The 20,726-nt window shown below is 41.7% G+C and carries 20 protein-coding genes; 12 read left to right on the top strand and 8 right to left on the bottom strand.

What is annotated here, in order from left to right; translation table 11 throughout:
• Positions 1 to 109: 109 nt before the first annotated feature.
• The 3 genes from ACNQGS_RS03890 to ACNQGS_RS03880 form a co-directional block, all read right to left on the bottom strand.
• Entirely contained in the window at positions 110 to 1,408 is a 1,299-nt protein-coding gene (locus ACNQGS_RS03890) for a hypothetical protein (protein ID WP_491486212.1), read from the bottom strand.
• Positions 1,409 to 1,464: 56 nt separating this feature from the next.
• Positions 1,465 to 1,992 carry a hypothetical protein gene (locus ACNQGS_RS03885; RefSeq protein ID WP_491486211.1) on the bottom strand — a complete coding sequence of 176 codons (528 nt, stop codon included), beginning with the start codon at positions 1,990 to 1,992 and terminating at the stop codon, positions 1,465 to 1,467.
• Between the two features lie 151 nt (positions 1,993 to 2,143).
• Positions 2,144 to 3,214: a CotH kinase family protein gene (locus ACNQGS_RS03880; protein WP_491486210.1), complete on the bottom strand. Its 1,071-nt coding sequence runs from the start codon at positions 3,212 to 3,214 to the stop codon at positions 2,144 to 2,146.
• Positions 3,215 to 3,503: 289 nt separating this feature from the next.
• Between ACNQGS_RS03880 and ACNQGS_RS03875 the strand changes: the two genes are divergently transcribed.
• From ACNQGS_RS03875 to ACNQGS_RS03840, 8 genes are all read left to right on the top strand, one after another.
• Positions 3,504 to 3,671, top strand: a complete 168-nt coding sequence (locus ACNQGS_RS03875) for a hypothetical protein (RefSeq protein WP_491486209.1) — start codon at positions 3,504 to 3,506, stop codon at positions 3,669 to 3,671.
• A gap of 15 nt (positions 3,672 to 3,686) precedes the next feature.
• Entirely contained in the window at positions 3,687 to 4,271 is a 585-nt protein-coding gene (locus ACNQGS_RS03870) for a hypothetical protein (protein WP_491486208.1), read from the top strand.
• Between the two features lie 288 nt (positions 4,272 to 4,559).
• Entirely contained in the window at positions 4,560 to 5,864 is a 1,305-nt protein-coding gene (locus tag ACNQGS_RS03865; protein ID WP_491486207.1) for an arsenic transporter, read from the top strand.
• A 142-nt stretch (positions 5,865 to 6,006) separates the two neighbouring features.
• Positions 6,007 to 7,419 (top strand): SWIM zinc finger family protein, encoded by a 1,413-nt coding sequence (locus ACNQGS_RS03860; RefSeq protein ID WP_491486206.1) that lies wholly within the window; start codon positions 6,007 to 6,009, stop codon positions 7,417 to 7,419.
• Between the two features lie 15 nt (positions 7,420 to 7,434).
• Positions 7,435 to 9,228, top strand: coding sequence for a HEAT repeat domain-containing protein (locus ACNQGS_RS03855; protein ID WP_491486205.1), 1,794 nt, complete (start codon positions 7,435 to 7,437; stop codon positions 9,226 to 9,228).
• Positions 9,228 to 10,313: an ATP-binding protein gene (locus tag ACNQGS_RS03850; protein WP_491486204.1), complete on the top strand. Its 1,086-nt coding sequence runs from the start codon at positions 9,228 to 9,230 to the stop codon at positions 10,311 to 10,313. The genes ACNQGS_RS03855 and ACNQGS_RS03850 overlap by 1 nt, the downstream gene beginning before the upstream one ends.
• Positions 10,310 to 12,568 (top strand): DUF5682 family protein, encoded by a 2,259-nt coding sequence (locus ACNQGS_RS03845; RefSeq protein WP_491486203.1) that lies wholly within the window; start codon positions 10,310 to 10,312, stop codon positions 12,566 to 12,568. The genes ACNQGS_RS03850 and ACNQGS_RS03845 overlap by 4 nt, the downstream gene beginning before the upstream one ends.
• Position 12,569: 1 nt before the next feature.
• Positions 12,570 to 13,730 carry a VWA domain-containing protein gene (locus tag ACNQGS_RS03840; protein WP_491486202.1) on the top strand — a complete coding sequence of 387 codons (1,161 nt, stop codon included), beginning with the start codon at positions 12,570 to 12,572 and terminating at the stop codon, positions 13,728 to 13,730.
• A 485-nt stretch (positions 13,731 to 14,215) separates the two neighbouring features.
• Here the strand turns inward: ACNQGS_RS03840 and ACNQGS_RS03835 are convergent, their stop codons facing one another.
• Positions 14,216 to 14,362: a hypothetical protein gene (locus ACNQGS_RS03835; protein ID WP_491486201.1), complete on the bottom strand. Its 147-nt coding sequence runs from the start codon at positions 14,360 to 14,362 to the stop codon at positions 14,216 to 14,218.
• Positions 14,363 to 14,603: 241 nt separating this feature from the next.
• Here ACNQGS_RS03835 and ACNQGS_RS03830 point away from each other — a divergent pair, with 241 nt between their 5' ends.
• Positions 14,604 to 16,088 (top strand): pyruvate kinase, encoded by a 1,485-nt coding sequence (locus ACNQGS_RS03830; RefSeq protein WP_491486200.1) that lies wholly within the window; start codon positions 14,604 to 14,606, stop codon positions 16,086 to 16,088.
• A gap of 33 nt (positions 16,089 to 16,121) precedes the next feature.
• Here ACNQGS_RS03830 and dsdA read toward each other — a convergent pair whose 3' ends face one another.
• The 3 genes from dsdA to ACNQGS_RS03815 all read right to left on the bottom strand — a co-directional run bounded on the left by dsdA (position 16,122) and on the right by ACNQGS_RS03815 (position 18,084).
• Complete coding sequence (gene dsdA, locus ACNQGS_RS03825; RefSeq protein ID WP_491486199.1) at positions 16,122 to 17,459, bottom strand: D-serine ammonia-lyase; 1,338 nt, start codon at positions 17,457 to 17,459, stop codon at positions 16,122 to 16,124.
• Between the two features lie 150 nt (positions 17,460 to 17,609).
• A complete protein-coding gene (locus ACNQGS_RS03820) occupies positions 17,610 to 17,708 on the bottom strand; it encodes a YjcZ family sporulation protein (RefSeq protein WP_241113772.1) in 99 nt (32 codons plus the stop codon).
• Between the two features lie 94 nt (positions 17,709 to 17,802).
• Positions 17,803 to 18,084: a DUF2642 domain-containing protein gene (locus ACNQGS_RS03815; protein WP_217036543.1), complete on the bottom strand. Its 282-nt coding sequence runs from the start codon at positions 18,082 to 18,084 to the stop codon at positions 17,803 to 17,805.
• 188 nt (positions 18,085 to 18,272) lie between these two features.
• Here ACNQGS_RS03815 and ACNQGS_RS03810 point away from each other — a divergent pair, with 188 nt between their 5' ends.
• On the top strand, positions 18,273 to 19,061 hold the full coding sequence (locus ACNQGS_RS03810) for a hypothetical protein (RefSeq protein ID WP_491486198.1): 789 nt from the start codon (positions 18,273 to 18,275) through the stop codon (positions 19,059 to 19,061).
• Positions 19,062 to 19,118: 57 nt separating this feature from the next.
• On the opposite strand, the gene ACNQGS_RS03805 is transcribed toward ACNQGS_RS03810, so the two are convergent.
• Positions 19,119 to 19,298 (bottom strand): hypothetical protein, encoded by a 180-nt coding sequence (locus tag ACNQGS_RS03805; RefSeq protein ID WP_213141340.1) that lies wholly within the window; start codon positions 19,296 to 19,298, stop codon positions 19,119 to 19,121.
• Between the two features lie 232 nt (positions 19,299 to 19,530).
• On the opposite strand from ACNQGS_RS03805, the gene ACNQGS_RS03800 reads away from it, so the two are divergent.
• The gene (locus ACNQGS_RS03800) at positions 19,531 to 19,794 is read left to right on the top strand and encodes a metal-sensitive transcriptional regulator (protein WP_491486197.1); all 264 of its coding nucleotides are present in this window, start codon (positions 19,531 to 19,533) and stop codon (positions 19,792 to 19,794) included.
• 156 nt (positions 19,795 to 19,950) lie between these two features.
• On the top strand, positions 19,951 to 20,726 hold a 776-nt coding region (locus ACNQGS_RS03795; protein ID WP_491486196.1), incomplete at its 3' end, for a sulfite exporter TauE/SafE family protein.

Below are 20,726 nucleotides of genomic sequence, written 5' to 3'. Positions count from 1 at the left end.
GATGAACATAATAGACCCCAGCTCACTTTTGTAAAAGGGGATTAGGGTGGACAATAAAAATGGTTGAATGATTACTTGATATTATCATAAATAATTAACAGCTTTTTTATTAATAAACTCTGAATCTCTTTATTTTTGCAGGTTCAGCAAATGAGTATGAGTTCTTGCTGGAGCCAGATGCCATTTCGGCAAATGGTAAAGATTTCACCATCGATCCTGACACGCTTTCACCCTCGAATGGGGAAGGCTTTACATTTGAACCACCTGCTCCTTCACCAGCAAAACGGGAGGATTTCTTTTCCTGCTCGAAGGCATTCCATATAAATCTCTTTTCTTTTTGGCCTTTTTCAAATTTTGTGGTAGCAGATGGGGATTGTGCGGTTTCTGCTGTTATTTTATCTTTTGATTTGGCTGGAGCGGTTCCCGTTGTTTTCATTTCTTTCTTATTTGGTGATACAGCATCCGATCTTGTTTTTTCCTTTGTTTTAGCAGCAGTAGTATCCGACTTCGCCACTTGTTTTGACTTTTGCTCATTTTTTTCTTTCGCTGTTCCTTTTTGTGAAACTACCTGTTTTGTTTTCTCTTGATTTTTAGTTTTATTATCATTTTGATTATCGCTGTTCTTTTTTACTACAGCCTTAAGCAATACTGGAGCTGTTTTTTCCTCCTGTTTTGATTCCTCATTTCCAGAGCTGGAATGGCTTTCTTCCTCTTCAATAGATGCCACTGGGGTTTCCAATTTAAATGGCTTAGACCAGCCTGTATGCTCTTGTGCCGCCGCCTGATGCTTTTCATCATTTTCCTTGATTTCCGCTTTTACATTCTTTTCAGAGTGTGAATCCGATTTTGCCGCTTCAGCACTTTTTTCCGTTTTTTGGTTACTATTATCCTTTTTAGCAGCTGCTTTTTCCTTCGATTGTTCTTGTTTGTTTTCTGTCTTGTTTTGTCCTTCCGCTGCTTCCTTTTTTTCCTTGGCTTTTGTTTCTTCTTTTATAAACCCTTTGAGTATATTGGAAACATAGTCTAATTTTAATAAAATTCGTTCTTCACCATTAATCAAAGTAACAAAATCTGAATCTACTTCACTAAGCACGCCGCTAAATCTTTGCTTATGGATACTTAGAATGGTGACCCAGGAGTGTTGAAATGAATTTAATAAAGCAATTAAGCTTTGTGTTTTTTGAAAAGGTGTCTTGGAATTTAGAACTTTAAAGTCTTTTGTATTCTTCGTAATGGCCTGAATTTTATCAATTCGGTAGTAAAAGATAAATTTTTGGTCGGTTTCTAAGACAACATGGTCTTCTTCAACGCCAAGCAATTTACCTTTATAAACTTCCTCGCCAACAAATAGATTCACATAGTAGCCTTTTAGCAAATCTAATGCAGCAGTAAATTTCTCTAATCCCATTATTCAGCCTCCTAAAGAGATTATGGGTCGCTCCTCAAAGGAGAAGCGACTCATTTTTAATCGTTACTTTCCTCTCTTGAACCCTCATCTTCCTCATTATCTTCATCATGGTCATTATCATCATTGCTCTTGTTGCTTTTACCGCCGCCGGATTTGCCCTCAATCACTAAACCATAACTTATGTTTCGGATATGCTTCATAGAAAAACGTACAACTTCTTCTTTCACAATTAATGAAGCAATATCCTTATTAACATCATTTAGTACACCTTCTAATGCTTCAGTTCCACCACGGTTAATACGTACCCATTGATATCGAATACTTTCTAATAGTTTGACAAAGTTTTCGCCAGTTTTGTATTCGAAGTCCTTTGGAATATTCACACCGAGTTTCAAAAGATCCCTTGAACTCTCAGTCACACTTCTAATATGATTGGTTTTGTAATAAACCACGCCATCTCTTTCAGTTAAAAGAACAAAATAATCTTCAAAAACGGCCAATACTTTTCCCATCCTGGATTCAGGGCCACCCCGATCGACACGAATCGTTTTGCCCACGTATTGCATCATCGACTCTTTATTCATAACCCATAGTTTCCTCCTTATATTTAGATAAACATTTACACTGCATCTATATGTATCATGGGATGATGTTGTACTAATAAAGTAGCCTTTTTTTAACTAGTACCTGAAAAATAGGCAAAAAAAATATGGTCAAAAACCATATACTTAAGGCCTAAATTAAAATAGAAAGTTCGCTGCTAAGATAGGCATTTCTATTTCGAATAAACTCAAAAAAGACATTTTTTTCCTCGTCCAGTGTTTCCTCATCCAATTCAATATAAGGATCTAGGCTGATGTAGGGTTTTATTTTTTCCAATAGCTCATTGATAATCGGTGCTTGAACCTCTACGGTAAAATCATTATCTAAAATAGATGATAGAATTTCTTTATATTTCGATTTAAATTCCGGGAAGTGTAGAATTCGCCCAGTTAAAGTGTTATATCCTGTAACGGGGACGTAATCATAATCAAGGAGCCGGCCATGGAGGTTTCTTCCCCAGGTACCGTCATAGTCCCATGGGCTGATTTCGTATAAATTTGTTTCTCCATTTTTGTAGAGTGCATAATTATGGATAAATCCATCGTAGTTTTGTGTACAGACCACGCCACAAAGCCATCTTAAATATTTGTCTACATCCAATATATTGACGATTTCTCTTTTAAAATCCTCATTTTTTAGCACATTTATCATCGCAATGAAGCTCCGTAAATGTTCCATATCTTCTTTAGTGCCATATTTTAGCGTATACCCCTGGTCGAGCCTCTTTTTTGGTTCATTTTTTTTCGTTATTAAGGAGAAGTTTGCTCGATTATTGGTTGCGTAAATAATGGCACCATCCGGTAAATTTCTTTTTTCCAGAAGGTATTGGTCTAATGATTCTATTTCTAAGTAAATGCCTTTACAATATCCGTTAACGTATAAAAGTATATGGCGTGAGTGAGGAGATATAACGCCGATCCGATCAAAAAAATCTAGTGATAGTTTGTTCCTGCACAAGGATATATCTGAGAACTCGGCATTAAGATGAAGTTCATGGGCGCCATTCTTTGTAAATGGCTTTTCAAATACAATCCGGTAGGATCTCTTTTTCTTATCTCTAATTACATTGCCGCGGTACGAAAGTCTGATTTTATAGCGATTGTTTCCAATCTTTAACACAGCTGGGACTAAATCGTCATTCCAAATATCATATTCCAATTTTCTTAACCACTTAGGATTTATTAAAATTTCGTATTTTAACACTTTAATACCCCTATACCATATTTTATCTAGATATATGCAATAGATATTGGAGGTGTGTATTTGTTCCTAATGACTTTTAGTTTTGAAAAATATATATCTGTCTATATCAAAACAAACGCCAATTTCATAAATTGAAAGAGAAAATAAATTGTATTGGAAAGTGGTGTATAAATGGTGTTAAATCTGGGCGTTGAAGAATTATTACAACAAGCAGAAGCAAATGGTGTACTTGCATTTATGCATAATAATCCTGCTGGTAAACATAAGAAAGGCAAAGGCGGAAAGAGTCATGGAAGTACCGGCAGTCATGGAAGTACCGGCAGTCATGGAAGTACCGGCAGTCATGGAAGCACCGGCAGTCATGGAAGCACCGGCAGTCACGGAAGCACTGGCAGCACAGGCTCCAAGGGCAGCGGTAGTTCTGGCAAGTCTGGCAGCAGTGGAAAAGGCCCGTTGAAAAAACATAAGAAGCATGGTCCTGGTCCAAAGAAACATCACAGCAGCGGAGGCACTGGAAGCGGCGGCAGTACGGGCAGCAGCGGTAGCACTGGATCACATGGCAGCAGCGGTAGCACCGGATCACATGGCAGCAGCGGCAGTACTGGATCGCATGGTAGTACCGGCAGCAGCGGCAGTACTGGATCACATGGCAGTACGGGCAGCAGTGGAAGCACCGGCAGTCACGGAAGCAGCGGAGGATCAAGTGGGGGTCGAGGCCCTGGTCATAATAAAAAACATAAAAAACATAAAAAACCTGGCCCTGGTCCGAAAAAGCATGGCAGCCACGGAAGTTCAGGAAGTAGCGGAAGTCATGGCAGTTCAGGAAGCGGCGGCAGCACCGGCAGTCAGGGCAGTTCAGGAAGCCATGGCAGCACCGGCAGTCATGGTAGTTCAGGAAGCCACGGTAGCACTGGCAGTCACGGCAGGAGCGGAAGCCATGGCAGTTCGGGAAGCCACGGCAGCAGCGGAAGCCATGGCAGCAAAGGAAAAAAGGGCGGCAAGGGTAAAAAGAAATAATAACTCAGTTAAAAATGTATTTTATGAAAATATAAAATAACATCCGGTACTTTTAGCCATAGTACCGGATTTTTGTTTTTTTCTTCTGTAACCAAAGCAGGCAGGTGCCTACATAATGAAAGGAAAAATTATTTAGTCTTTTGCTGATTTATGTGAGACCGAGATACTCGTTTAGGTCAAGCAGTCAAGGACAGGCGTAAAATAAACTATAGGACGAGGGGTGGGATAAACAATATCAAGTCAATAACACAATTGGTAAGGATGTGAAATTATTACGATTTATAACCAATCGACGGTTATCATTACCATACTAGCTTTTTTATTTACTATGATAATGATATTTATCCGTCCAAAAAATATGAATGAAGCTATTCCTGCTTCCATTGGAGCAGTGATCGTTTTTTTAAGCGGAAGTGTTTCTACGGCCGATCTAATAGATATTAGTTCAAAAGTAACGGGAGCAGCCATCACCATTATAGCCACAATCGTTATGGCGATTGTTTTGGAAAGCATCGGATTTTTCAGCTGGACAGCAGCTTTAATGTTAAAAGTTTCAAAGGGTTCTGGTGTACGTCTATACTGGTATACATTACTGCTTTGCTTTTTAATGACACTTTTTTTCAATAATGACGGCAGCATTTTGATTACTACACCCATTTTAATCTTAACGCTCAAGAATTTAGGCTTAAAAGTGAGGCAAATGATTCCATACCTTTTGAGTGGTGCCCTCATTGCGACAGCCTCAAGTGCGCCAATCGGGGTCAGCAATATCGTAAATCTAATTGCCTTAAAGATTATCGGGATGGACCTTTATATGCAGACGGAAATGATGTTTGTGCCAGGTGTTCTTGGATTAGTGTTTCTATCCTTCCTGCTCTATATGATTTTCAAGAAGGAAATTCCTCCACAAATTTCCCCGCATTCCTACTCCATTCCACTGCAAAAAAATCGACTCTATCACCCGTTGCAAAAAAATAGCGATGTTTTGTTTAATGAAAAAAAGAAATTGATGATCAATATGCTCATCTTCATATTCATAGTACGAATCAGTTTATTTATTGCTTCATATCTTGGCATTGCTGTATCATTGGTGGCTGTCTTAGGCTCCATTATCCTGTTAATCTGGAGATGGGTGTATTTAAAAATTAACCCAAAAGATGTTATTGGTAAAATTCCATGGCATATCTTAATTTTTGCATTCGGCATGTATGTTATCATTTACGGATTACACAATATTGGACTGACCAATTTGTTGCTGGTGCATCTAAAATCGATCGTAAATGACAGCCTGTTCCATGCCAGCTTGACGATGGGTGTGATTACATCAGTGCTCTCAAATATTTTTAACAATCACCCTGCTTTGATGATTTCTACATTGGCATTAACAGAAATGGGCTTGGACCCATTAATCATGAAAACTGTTTATCTTGCCAATATCATTGGCAGTGATATCGGGTCGCTCATTCTGCCGATTGGAACGCTGGCAACCCTTATTTGGATGCACATTCTTAAAAACAATAAAATTCAAATTCCTTGGATGGAGTATATAAAGGTAACAATTCTCGTTATTCCGCCGACATTAATTTTTACCTTAATCAGCTTATACCTATGGCTGTTGCTAGTTTTTGTATAAATCCATAAGCTTAAAAGGTACATGCCTAGTGCATGTACTTTTTTGTGAATTTTTTACCACATATTGTAAAGGTGTAGTTCAAACAACCTCTTTCGATAAGGTATAATGAATCTATAATTATAGGTTTGTGAGGGAGTAGGATATGCTGACATTTACAGAAGAGTATGTAGATTCTTTGGCGCCGAATGCTTCAGCTGTAAAAAATGGCTGGGGATTAGTGAAGAAAAATCAATTCGTTGTCCTTCAAAAAAGTGAAGACGGAAGCGTTTTATTTGGCGAATGTATCGGAAGCGGGAAAAACAATTATCTAACCTCGGTCGATTTTATTGGGGAAACACCCACTGCCCGCTGTACCTGTCCTAGTAGGCAATTCCCCTGTAAGCATTCGCTTGGGCTGCTGTATAGTTTTTTAAACGGGGCTAATTTTACGACAGCACCGATTCCGGAAGATATCATTTCCAAACGGGCAAAAGCAGCTGTCCGTAGGGAGAAAAAGAAGGAGCAGCCAACAAACACCCACAAGGTAAACAAGTCTGCTTTAACGAAGAAACTAAAGGCGCAGCTAGAAGGACTAGATGTATTGGACCGCCAGTTGCAGCAGATTGTTCGAGCTGGATTTGCCTCGATTGATGTCAAAAAACTGAAAGGGCTTGAGGAAACGGCCAAGCAGTTAGGAAATTATTATTTAAAAGAATTGCAAAATGAACTGCGGGAATTTCAATTCATTTGGCAGCAGAATCTTTCTGAAGAGGAAATCTTTTCACTAGCTTTTGAAAAAGTATTACTTCTGTATTCTATAACCAAGAAAGGTAAAGAGCATCTTACCAAGAGGCTTGAGGACCAGGCTCTGGTGCCTGACACCGGGACAAGCATTGAGGAGAAGTTAGGTCATATTTGGCAGCTGGCAGAGCTGCGCGAACAAGGGATGACCAAGACAGATGTCGAATTGGTTCAATTATCCTTCTCGATAATCAAAAGTGATGCCCGCAAGGAATTTATTGATCTGGGTGTATGGCTTGATTTAGCGGATGGACAACTATATTTCTCAAAAAATTACCGCCCTTATCGTGCCGCCAAGCATATTAAAGAAGATGATTCGATTTTTCCTGTTGTCAGCATAAAGGAGTTATTTATTTACCCGGGCGAAGGTAACCGGAGGATACGCTGGGAGGAGTATCAGTTTGGTCCGGCGCCACAAACAAAGAAGATCATTAGCATGGCAAAACAGAATGTAGCCGAAGTGCTTAAGCAGGTGCGTGGACAATTAAGGCTTCCGCTTGCGGATAAGTATCCGGTGGCGCTTATTTCTTTTTCCAAAGTCGGCAAAGTTGATGAACAGTGGGTGTTAGATGGACAGGACGGCACAAGGCTGACACTGACAAATGGAGCGCCTGCCGAAATTGATACTCTTAGCATAATAGATTTATTGTCAAATCAGGATTTAGTCGATGGTGCGATGCTTGTCCAATTTTATCATGAACTAGGGACAGGTGCGTTGACAGCAAAGCCTCTAACGATGATCACACCAAAACGGATTGTCCGATTATTGGGTTAACGGAGGAGAAACAGTATGAGTCTACCAATCTTGCAGGATTTACACGATGACTTAAAACGATTGATGATTGCCGGGAGCGACCTGGCTGAAGGCGATATGAGTCTAAAGAAAAAAGTACCGGTTCTTATGAAGCTTGGAGAAAAATCGGCGGTTTTCGGAAGGCTGGCAATGTTAACAGAATCTTTGACAGATGGCGGGGATTCTTCAAATCAATTGCTGGAGTTAGCCGAACTACTCACATCCGTCATGTATACGATGGGGAAAACAGGGGTTGACGGGGATTTGGTTACAAAGGGTACCGTGTACGAATTCCCAACCAATATTGGCTATCAAAAATTAAAACCAATCTTGGAAGCGTTGACAACAAAGGGCTCCAGCCGTTCAGAGGTGATTGAGCAGGCCTACCAGTCAGGCTCTTTAAACGACCTTCGCTTGATTCAGCCGCTTATTTCCGCTTTGGGCGACAGCAATCTCCAGCTGGCTGATTTTATCTCGGAAAAAGTATTGCCGGACTTCGGCATGGCCGTGCTGCCGATGGTTCAATCTACTTTTTCAATCAAAGGGAAAAAAGCTGACGGTAGACGGTTACGGGTTATCAGTGGAATTTTAAAAGAAGAAGGCCTCCCGTTTTATATAGAATGTGTGGAAAAAGGGTCCGAGCAGGTACGAATCGCCGCGCTGGAGATTTTATATCCGTATGATGCTGCGGAGGAACTTTTGCTGGAATATGCGATGGCGAAAAAGCCGGATACAAGGAGAGCTGCATTTGAGTCATTAGTGAAGCGGGATAGTGCGAAAGCGGTCCAATTTTTGCTGAAGGCATTGGAAGGCCGTGACCATGATACCGTGATTCATCTAGCCAGATTTGCTTCTGATAGATTAAAAGAAGCCCTGCTGGGTTATGCCAAGGGATTACTTAATGACTTCCTGGAAACAAAAGAGGAGGAAAAAGTAAAACGGCTTCACGCTGTGCTATTCTGTTTCAGACCTGTTCCCAACCTGGAAACTGGCCAATTTTTACAAGAAATCATTGAAAATCGGGATATTCCGAGCTCCCTTGCAAGAGTTGCTGCTGTTAGTTTACTTAACGAAGGTAGGTCCGAAACGCTTGAATTTGTTGAGAAGGTTCATCAAATTCCCCGTTTGGCCGGGCTTGCTGATTTATCCCTGCAAGCTAGCCTGTACATAAGGTCAAAAGAGGAAGTGTTTGACCATTTCTCAAGATATGCAAAACGGTCGCGCAAAGACCCCGGAGGCAATGCGATTCTTGCTACGATGGACAACTTCATCTACTTTATTCCGGAACTAAGGGGATATGATGAAAGGTTTCTGAAAAACCAATATGCGGGATATGGCGATAAACCTGTTACTGAGCATAAGCTGGTAGGAATGGAATGGGATGAGCGCTGGGTTGACGTGCTGATGGAGCTTGATGAAGAACAGCTTGTCTTTCGCCTCCCGAAAAGAGTGATGAGTCAAAAGCATCTTCAGTATTTGTTGGACAAGCTTGCCATAAATCCTTATTTTTCGAGCAAGAGAGGAACTGGAGTCATGGTTTCGCTTATCCAAATTGGTTATGAAAAGATGTTTGACGTTTTAATGGATGTGTTGAAAAAAACAGATGTCAATATGAAGTCTGTCCAGTTTCATCATGGCTGGATTATTACCAACTTAGGGATGTTGTGTGCCTTACCGAAAAAATATGCAGAGGAAATTAGAAGAATTGCTGAAAATGAAATAGATAATGATCGAATAAAAAGCAGGTTACAGGAAATTGTCTATTTTTTAAACCATAAGGGGGAAATTTGATGGCGGAGTTATTGCGTTTGCCGGCTGAGAAGCTTTATGAGGAGGAATTACATGAACTAAAAAAGCATGACAGCGGCACTGTTCCGAACGGCTGGAAGCTGTCGCCGAAATCCGTGCTTACCTTTATTGCCGGTGGAAAAGCTGGTGCACTGGAGATCACGCCTAAATACATCGGCAGCCGGCGCCTGATTGAAATGGCTATTGCTTCTTTAATGACTGACAGGGCTCTGTTGTTGATTGGTGAGCCAGGGACAGCCAAATCGATGCTTTCGGAACTGCTTGCGGCAGGAATTCATGCTGATTCCGGGAAAGTTATCCAGGGAACTGCCGGAACGACTGAGGATCAGGTGAAATATTCGTGGAACTACGCGATGCTCCTGGCCAATGGCCCGACCCGGGAAGCGTTGGTGAAGAGCCCCATTTTTCGTGCAATGGAAACGGGAACCATCGCCCGTTTTGAAGAAATATCCCGCTGTGCTTCAGAAGTCCAGGATGCGCTGATTTCGATTCTATCAGAAAAAACAATCAGCATCCCTGAACTAAATGAGGATGTATCGGCAGTAAGAGGATTTTCCGTGATTGGAACTGCTAACACAAGAGACCGGGGAGTCAACGAAATGTCTGCCGCCTTGAAAAGACGTTTTAATATTTTGGTATTGCCGGCGCCTTCGGATATGGAAACTGAGATAAATATTGTCAGGAAACGGGTTGCTGAGCTTTCCGCTCAGCATCAATTACATGCAGATCCGCCGGCTGCGGAACTGATCGAGAGGGTGGTCACAATCTTTCGTGAACTTCGCTCCGGGATGAGTCTTGACCGTAAAGAAAAACTAAAATCACCAAGCGGGGTGATTTCAACAGCAGAAGCGATTTCCTTGCTGACCAACAGCATGGCACTATCCGGAAGCTTTGGCTCTGGTGTGATTACAGAGGAAGACATTGCCGCAGGTCTGCAGGGAACGATTGTAAAGGATGAGGAGAAGGACCAATTGGTTTGGAAAGAATACCTCGAAAATGTCATGAAGAAAAAGGGCACGGAATGGCGGAAATTGTATCTGGCCTGCAGTGAGCTGAATCAGCGATGAAACCGAATGTTTTTGGTGTCAGGCACCTGTCACCGGCCGCTTCCTATCATCTGGAGACGTTATTGAATGAGATTCAACCGAGCGCAGTATTAATTGAAGGGCCAACTGATCTGACCGGATTAATTGCCGACATTACACGTGTGGAAACAAAACCTCCGATTGCAATGATGGCGTATACGAAGGAGCTGCCGGTCGAAACAATCGTTTACCCGCTGGCAGAATATTCTCCGGAGTACCGGGCGATGATGTGGGCTTCAAGGCATCATGTTCATGTTGAATTTATTGATTTGCCAAGCAGTATGTCGGTTTGCTATCCTCGAAAAAAGCTAATGGCCGATGATGTAAGTCAAGTAGATCGGGTGAATATTTATGAAACCATCGCCAAGCTTGCCGGTGAGTCCGATTATGAAACCTTTTGGGAGAGGTCATTTGAACAAATTCGCAGTTTGGAAGACTTTAATTCGGCAATGGAGAGCTTTGCTGTTCAATTACGAAAATTAGAGGAGCAGACAGACAGCGAGGCTGAACTGGAGTACCATCGGGTCAGGGAATCGTATATGAGCCGGAAGATTGAAAGAATAATAGAAGCGGGCCATCGGCCCGATAAAGTGGTCGTTATAACAGGTGCATTCCATGTTCCGGCACTTTTGGCGGATTCGCTCCCTGAGGTAGATTTTAACGCGCTGCCAAACAGAGAAATCAGTACCACCTTAATGCCCTATTCCAATTATAAGCTTTCCTCACAATCTGGATATGGCGCCGGGAACCATGCGCCTGCTTATTTTCAAATGTTGTGGGAGTGCCTTAAGCGGAGAGATTGGGAGCGTCTTGCTTCACAATATCTTATAAAAATTGTTTCTGAACTGCGGGCATCGGGAAATCATTGTTCGACCGCCGAGGTGTTGGAGGGGGTCCGGTTGGCCAATGCCTTAGCATCGTTTAGGAACAGCACACCAACGCTAAAGGATTTACGGGATGCTGCAACTGTCTGCATGGGCCGGGGTGATTTTTCAAGAATTGTTGATGCCTGCGTAAAGGTAGAAATCGGAAACGAAATAGGAGAACTTCCTGATGGGGTATCGCAAACCCCAATCCAGGAGGATTTTTTAAGAAGATTAAAAGATTTGAAGCTTGTAAAATATCGGACCAATACTGCTGCAGTCATCCAATTGGATTTGCGTGAGAATCGAAGAGTAAAAAGTCAAGCTGCAGCGTTTTTAGATTTGCATCGCTCGTTTTTTTTCCATCAGCTGCAGGTGCTGGGAATTCAATTTGCACAGCCATTAAATGTTCAACAGGAGCACGCCTCGTGGGCTGAAAATTGGAGTTTGCGGTATAACCCGGAGGTTGAAATTCAGCTTGTCGAATCGACACTGCTCGGGGAAACGCTTGAGCTTGCAACCGGTTATCGAATAAGGGAAAACCTGAATACCTGCGAGCACGTCGGAGCCGCCGCCCTTCTTGTCCGCATCAGCTATATGTGCGGAATGCCGGAGATGCTTGAGGCAGCAAGAGAGACGGTAATGAGTCTTGCCATTGATTCGGTTGATTTTGTGGAAAATGCCGAGGCGATTAACGAATTAAGCAGAGTAATTCAATTCGGTGATGTCAGACGATTTGATACAAAAACGCTGATTCCCTTGGTTGAGCGGCTATTTCTACGAGGAACGCTTTTGATTTTGGGGGCAGCGTCATGTGATGATGAACGGGCAAAAGTCATGATGAAAGCCATTCAGGTAATGAATGAGACAGCCCGGGAACTATTTGAGCATGTGGATGAAAAACTTTGGTTCGAGAAACTGACTGAATTATATTTACGTGACGACCTTAATCCATTGTTATCCGGGTATGCCTGTGGATTGTTGCTGGAGAAAAACATAATAGATTCACTGACGCTGGAGGAAGAGGTTTCCCGAAGGCTTTCGCCCGGGATTCCGGCCGACCTTGGAGCGAGTTGGTTCGAGGGTCTGTGCATGAGCAATAAATACGCGTTGTTGTCGCGGAGCTACCTATGGGAGAATATGGATAATTACATTGCTACCTTGTCTGATGAAGAGTTTCGTCGCGCCCTTGTGTTCCTGCGTCGCTCTTTTACTAACTTCTCCGCATCTGACCGAGGGAAGGTTGCAGAAATTTTAGGTGGAATTTGGGGATTTGACGAGCTTCAAGTAAGTGAGTATTTAAATGAATCGCTTACCGAAGCCGAAGAAACGATTCTCGATGAATTGAACGAATTTGACTTTGGAGACTTTTAAAATGGACATGAAGGAAAAAATGAAACGCTGGCGCTTGGTATTGGGAAATGCTTCAGAATCGCAATTTCAGACAGGTCTTGATGGAGGTTCATTGTTATCGGCGGATGAGGTGTTGATGGACGAAGCCCTTGCAGCACTTTATGACCAGGGAAAAGGAGCAGGGCTCGGACAGTCTGGCGGATACCACCTATCAAAATGGCTCGGCGACGTTCGGACCTTTTTTCCGGATGATGTTGTTTCGGTGATTCAAGCAGACGCGATTGAGAGGAAAGGCATGTCCCAACTATTATTTGAGCCCGAAACCCTTCGAAATGTGAAGCCAAGTATTGAAATGGTGGCCACATTAATGACGTTAAAAGGAAAAATTCCCGAGCGGACAAAGGATACCGCTCGGGAATTGGTCCGGGCTGTTGTCGAGGAAATTAAGCTTCTTGTTGAAAACGATGTGCAGCGTGCGGTGAAGGGAGCAATCAATCGGCAAAAACGATCCACTGTGCCAAGCGGTGCAAATTATATTGACTGGAAATATACGATCCAGCGGAATTTGAAGCATTATGATTTGGAGCGTAAAATAATTATTCCGGAGCGATTTTATTTTTTCAACCAGAAGCGAAAAAGTAGTCAATGGAATATCATTTTAGATATTGACCAAAGTGGATCAATGGCCGATTCGGTGATTTACGCTTCAATCATTGGCTCCATTTTTGCGAGTATTCCGTCGCTTAAGACGCATGTGGTTGCTTTTGATACCGAGATTTTGGATTTATCGGAAAAATGCAGGGAAGACCCGGTCGATATGTTATTTGGTATCCAGCTTGGCGGCGGTACGGACATCAATAAATCGCTTGCCTATTGTGAGCAATTTATTAGTGATCCTGGAAAAACCATCTTTATATTGATATCGGATTTGTATGAGGGTGGTAATCAGGCGGGGATGCTGCGCCGAATGAAGGAGATGCGCGAATCAGGTGTAAAGGTGATTGCGTTATTGGCACTTTCTGATAAGGGTGTTCCTAGTTATGACGAGAGCAATGCTAGGAGATTGGCTGCGATGGGGATTCCTTGTTTCGGGTGTACTCCGGAGCGCCTGCCGGAACTGCTTGAGGACGCGTTGATGGGGAAGGATTTGAGCGGGTGGACAGGGAAGAATAAGCAGGTTTAAGTTGGGTAGAAGCAGTACCGGCGGTAGGTTTTTGAGCTGGTGCTGCTTTTTGTCTATTTTAAAGGGTTTATAACGCCCGTGGTGTGGTGGTTTTTGGTAGTTCGGTTGTTATGGGGCGTTCATAACGCCCTTAGCATGGAATTTTTCGATGGTTCGGTTATTATGAGGCGTTTATAATGCCTGAAGCATAGGAGTTTTAGTAGTACAGTCGTTATGAAGCGTTCATAATGCCCTAGGCGTGGTGGTTTTTGGTAGTTCGGTCGTTATGGGGACGTTCATAACGACCGAGGCGTGGAACTTTTCGATGTTTCAGTCGTTATGAGGCGTTTATAACGCCTGAATCGTGGAGGGTTTTGGTAGTTCAGTCGTTATGGGGGCGTTCATAACGACCGGAGCGAGGGATAATTTGGAGGTTCGGTCGATATAAAGGTGTTTAGGATCCCAACCCGGTACCGATTTCCCGAATTCGGTCGTATAGATCTGTGCTATACTCCCGAACCAATTTCGATTTCCTTGGTTCGGTCGAATAGAAGCCCGCTATGCTCCCGAACAGGTACCGATTTCCAAAGTTCGGTAAGATAGAAGCCCGCTACGCTCCCCAACCAGATTCGATTCCACACGTTTGGTCGCATAGAACCCCTCTATACACTACCCAGTTCCAATTCCTTGCATCCAGCACCTTAAAATAGTACCAAAATCAATTTTTCTATGTAAGTTACCACAAGTAAAAAGCTGTACATACATCGCTCTACCCGTCGCTGCATACAATTTTATGATAATGATTCTTTTGCCATATATATAATGATTACCAAGGTAACCAAAATAACATCCGATTACTCCTTAATTAAATATATCAATAAGGAGAGAATAAGAGTGGTTTCCATTAATTCTCCAGATTTCACCCAACAACTGTTGAGTATAGATTATCAGGTCAAACAGGAAAGCGAAAATGCCAGCAATAATTTCCCAGTAACGAACTTCGTGGAAAGTCGGGATAACCTAATTGCCTATTTGTCTTTAAGGAAAAAATTAACCTCAGAAATCAGCGAACAATTAACAAACAAAGGATTGGCAGCACTTGACCACTCGGCGCCCCATGTATTATATACATTAGAAAAAATATTAAAAAACTTGGATGCTCAGGTAATTCCATCGTCAAGCCTCCACGCTCCGACACCGGAAGCTGCAAGGCAAAACGTGCAACACCGCACCTACGGACTCTTTGGAAACACCAACCCTGGCCTGCAATCCTCCATCATGGTCACCTTGGATGCAAAGAGTATCCATGAGCAAGTCTTAATGGAGAGTTTACTATTAAATGGGATGAATGTTGCCAGAATCAATTGTGCCCACCATCATCCGGAGGTTTGGTTGCAAATTATTGGAGCATTGCGGAATGCGGAAAATAAACTGAGGGACGAAGGTAACTATCAAGGCCGGACATGCAAAATTTTCATGGATTTGGCTGGCCCAAAGGTGCGGATTGGTGACTTGCAATCCGCTAATATTTTTGTCAAAAAAGGCGATACATTAAGATTATATCTGGATCCCCAGCAAATTGGACATCCGGAAACAACAGATCAACCTGCTGGAGTTCCGGTGACGCTGGTGAAAGCATTTCGAAATGTCCGTGCAAAAGACCGAATTTTCATCGATGACGGAAAAATTATGGGAATTGTTCACCACGTAACAAAAGAGTACGTGGAAGTTGAAATCCTGTCACCGGCAATTGGCCCATACCAGGTCAAACAAGGGAAGGGGATAAATTTACCTGATTCACTACTTAGCTTAAATGTTCCCGCCATAACTGAAAAAGATATTCAGGATTTAAGCTTTGTCACCAAACATGCCGACATTGCAGGTATTTCCTTCGTACATTCACCGCAGGATTTAAGAAAATTAAGGGTGGAATTGGATCTAAAAGCAGCAGGGGATTTGGCCGTTGTAGCGAAAATTGAAACCAAGGACGCCATTCATCAACTATCAAGAATCATCATCGAAGGGTTAAACTTTAATAAATTTGGGATTATGATTGCCCGAGGTGACCTGGCCGTAGAGGTTGGCCCCGAAAACCTGTCATTTGTTCAGGAAGAAATCCTCACGATCTGTTCTGCTGCTCATGTCCCTGTTATTTGGGCAACGGGTGTTTTAGAGAAACTGACGAAAAAGGGAATAGCGGCACGCTCGGAAATTACCGATGTGTCTCAGGCAAAGAGGTCAGATTGCGTCATGTTGAATAAAGGTCATTTTATTAATGAAGCCTTAATTATGCTGGCAAAACTGTTAAAAGAAGAGTCGAATTTTCCAAGGAAAGATATAGCTTTTGGAAGTCATATTGCCCAATTTGGGGTACACTAAAAAGGGCCGCAACCATATTCAGCGGCCCTGAACTTATGAATTAACACCTTTTTGATAATACTTCTCCATCATTTCCTTTGGCACCATACTTCCACCAGTCGCCCAAACAATGTGCGTACCTTGGCTTAACTTTTCAGATAACCCATGCCTTCTCAGATAATCCGAAGCCTCACCAGCCAGCCACGCAGGACCAATCATCCCGGCTAATGCAGAGGGTTCTAAATAAATATTTTCCGAGTCTGCCAAATCCTTCAGCAGTTTATACAGCCTCACATCACTAACCGTATAAATTCCGCTTAAAAATGGCTCGATGATTTTCCCTACAAAGCCGGAAGGTCTGCCGACAGCAAGTCCATCTGCGTCGGTAAGATTATCTAGTCCAATATCCTGCACGGAAATTTGGTCATGAAGGCCTGTCATCATTCCCAGCAGCATACATGGGGAATGAGTGGGTTCGGCAAAGAAACAGTGAACATTATCTTTGAACAGTAGCTTTAGACCGTAAGCCACACCGCCTGGCCCTCCGCCAACACCGCATGGCAGGTATACAAATAATGGATGATTTTCATCTACAGCTATCTTTAATTCTTGTAATTGATTTTTTAACCGCAATGCAGCAGTGGCATAACCTAGAAATAAATCTTGGGAATTTTCATCATCAATAAAATGACAGGACGGGTCAGCCTCGGCCTGACGTCGGCCCTCCTCGACCGCTTTGCTGTAGTCCGATTCGTATTCAACCACAGTTACCCCTTTTGAACGCAGCAAATCTTTTTTCCACTGTTTGGCGTCCGCAGACATATGTACAGTAACGTTAAAACCTAGCTTTGCGCTCATAATACCAATGCTCAAACCGAGATTACCGGTGGAACCGACTGCAATCGAATATTGCGAGAAAAAACCACGAAATTGGTCACTGTCTAAAACTGAGTAATCGTCATCCATTGTTATAAGCCTTTGGCTCAAAGCTAATTTTTCCGCATGTTTTAAAACCTCGTAAATGCCGCCTCTAGCCTTAATGGATCCTGAAATAGGAAGATGGCTGTCACATTTTAACCAAAGATCACCCGAAATTCGCTGCCCTAAATCTTGTTCCATTTTTTGTTGCATGCTTGGAATTTTTACTAACGGAGATTCGATTATGCCGCCTGTATTCTGAGTTTCTGGAAACACTTTTGCAATATAGGGAGCAAAGCGCTCCAGACGCTTTTCCGCATCGTCAACATCATTCCAAGTTAACGTACATTTTTCGATTCCCGTCTCATATTTCTCAAGCTTGCCATTCGACCAGTATACTTCCTGATAGTTTGAAAGACGATTAAGCAGCAGCAGTTCTTGACTACCCATCCGATTATAAAACTCTTTCTCCATGTATATCACCCTGCCATCTATAACTTATCTTAATTATCTTTTATATTAGCAAAAAAGATATTAAAATATCAGCTTGAAAGAATGAAAAAGACGATCTATTTTTGCAAATAGATCGTCTTTTATGGTGGATTACCATATTAACGGTATTTATTAATAAAAGTAACCGCCCATAAAGCTTGCACCAACAATAATCAACAAAATAAACAGAACTACGATTAAAGCAAATCCTGCTCCGCCGCCGCCGCTCATACATATCACCTCCAACATTCTTTACTACAGGGTATGTCTGAAGGTTTTACGGCGTATAGACAAACATGTATTTTTAATGCGGATTTTTACATGATTAGTTGTGCTCGTGATCACGGCTTTCATGGGATTCCTCAAACTCAGGAGCGGCGCCCATAAAGCCAAATGGGCCTGTTGGCCGGATTTCTGCTCGGAACAGTGCTACGATTTCGAGAATCCTAATGATAATTCTGCGCCGTGCAGCCATTCTATTTTGCAGGACAATAATATCTGAACCGACTAAAAGAAGCCTTCCTTCAAAATTTCCTTGAGTTGTAACAACATTCACTTCTTCATTTACTAATTCATGGGCAAATTGATGAAATGTTTTATCGCTCATTCGTCTATTCATCTCCTCTCAGGTATAGTAAATGCAAAACATAGGAAAATGGGATTGTCTTTTGAAAAATTTTTAACGGGAGTGTTTGTAAATAGAAGTGGACCAAGAAAGCGTTTTGTAAGAATGGGAGTTTGTCCAACCAAATAGTTCACATCTGAATATGAATAACTATAAGGCAGGTGAGAAAAATGTATTTGGTCGGGTTTTATTCCCCGAAAGCAAAATCAGGTGTAACTGAACTGTCATTATCGATCTATAATTGGCTTAAGACAAACACAAATTTATCCGTCGCTTTTATATCATATGGGAGTCTAGAAAAGGAAGATTGTTCGAACGAATTGATCCATGAGTTCGCCAAACTGACATTAACGGAACAAAAGCGAAAAGTCAAAACGATGAAGAAAAAACATGATATTATCATTTATGATGCATCCAGCAAGCTTTCTGAAGGGGTTTTAAAGCTGTTGCCGATTGTAGACCGGTTATTCGTCGTAGGGGAGGAACATAAGGATTTTGCAGTAAAACTACATCAAATCATCCAGTTTGATAAAATTTTTGATAAAAGTGTCAAGAATTTCATCACCCATTTAAGCGGCAATAAAACATTTATCCTACAGGAAAAAAAGGAAGACCGTGTCATCGGCTTTAATCATTCCAAAAAAGAAACAAATGAAATCGGGCAAATGATTTATACAGACTATGTAACCTACTATCTCCATGAAAAATTTATCGAAAAAAATGAAAAGATTCTGAGGAAAATAAGAAAATTACCAAAAGAAGACTTGTTTAATGGTTTATATGACATGGGCATTGACTTTGAAATAGCCCTGCTGTTTCAGAGGTATGTGATTTTGCGCGAGTTGTTAGGACAGGACTATTATGAAGCCCTCGAAGATCTGTTTCCTCTTTTAATTCATTCCCCCTTTGAAGAGATATTAGAAAAATTCCAAAAAGAAATGTACATTATCTCTAAATAAACGAAAAATTCATATGTAATAAAAACTATAATGAGCGGAGCTGTGAAGCTCCGCCTATTACGAGACAGTATCGCTTTCAATATATGTTTCAAAGGCTGGATGATATTCTTTCTGATAATGCTGCTCTGGACAGGATTTTACGACAACTGAGCTTAATAAATTGGATTTATGTGTTTCCAACTCTTTATTGCATTTCGGACAATGTTCAACGAAAAGGTTTTTAAAAAAACGCATCACGCTTTAGTCCTCCTATCCCTTAATTCCTATAGTTATACTATGAATTATACATTATCTCCCTTAAATATCAATAGTTAACGTTTATTTTATCATATGGGGTCCTAAAAATTAGGTGAATATGGAAGAGTTAAATTATGAAGAAATGCAACTAATTTTAAGTAGGTTGACAATATACCTTTGCGGGTATAATATAAATCATGTCAATGCTTGTTTTTATTAGGAGGTAAGCGATTTGGACTATAATGATCAAATTAAAAATAGAGTCAAACGTATTGAAGGCCAGTTGCGCGGAATATTAAAAATGATGGAAGAAAACAAGGACTGCAAAGACGTTATTACCCAACTATCTGCTTCTAGAACTGCCATTGATCGTACAATTGGTGTTATTGTAAGCTCCAATTTGGTGGAGTGCGTAAAAAAGGCAGAAGAGCAAGGGGATAAAAACATGGAAGATCTAGTAAAAGAGGCCGTAAATCTACTCGTGAAAAGCCGGTAACAAGAGTGGAGGTACCCTCTTTTATTTTTTTTCAAATAAATACCCACATGGGTATTTATGTTTGGTCAGACAAACATTTCTTGTGCAACTGGGCATCAACCTGTAATATTTATTATGGGAAGGGACTAAATTGTTCCTTACTTTTAGGGGGCAGTCATGGAAATTAGTTTTATCATTACAGTTTTTATTATCGGATTCGTAGGTGCATTTCTATCGGGTATGTTGGGAATAGGCGGAGCCATCATAAATTTTCCGATGCTTTTGTATATTCCTCCGGCGCTTGGTATCGGCCATTTTACAGCACACGAGGTTTCAGGAATAACGGCCATCCAGGTATTTTTTGCCACAATCGGGGGTGTTTTAGCCTACCGGAAGGGCGATTATTTAAATAAAATTCTTATTGCCTATATGGGGATCAGTATTTTGCTTGGTAGTTTTATTGGGGGATTCGTATCTTCGCAATTGCCCGAAAGCGGCATAAATATTGTATACGGTATTCTTGCTTTAATTGCTGTCATTTTGATTTTTATCCCGAAAAAGGGGATTGATAATATCCCGCTCGATCAAGTCCAATTTAATAAATGGCTGGGGGCAATATTGGCATTTATCGTCGGGATTGGAGCCGGCATTGTGGGGGCGGGAGGTGCTTTCCTCTTGGTGCCAATCATGCTTGTTGTTTTAAAGATACCGACCCGGATGACCATCGCCTCATCATTGGCGATTACCCTTATTTCATCTATTGGTTCGATTACCGGTAAAATCACTACCGGTCACGTCGACCTTTTACCTGCGCTGATACTGGTTGTGGCCAGCTTACTGGCGGCGCCAATTGGTGCTAATGCAGGGAAGAGAATGAATACTAAAATTCTGCAAATGATAATGGGGATATTGATTTTGGCAGTGGCCATAAAGGTATGGATGGATATTTTATT

This window comes from Neobacillus sp. PVCKKU3 (genome assembly GCF_058323225.1).
Note: the sequence above shows the minus strand (reverse complement) of the source record. Positions and strands in the feature narration are given on the sequence as shown.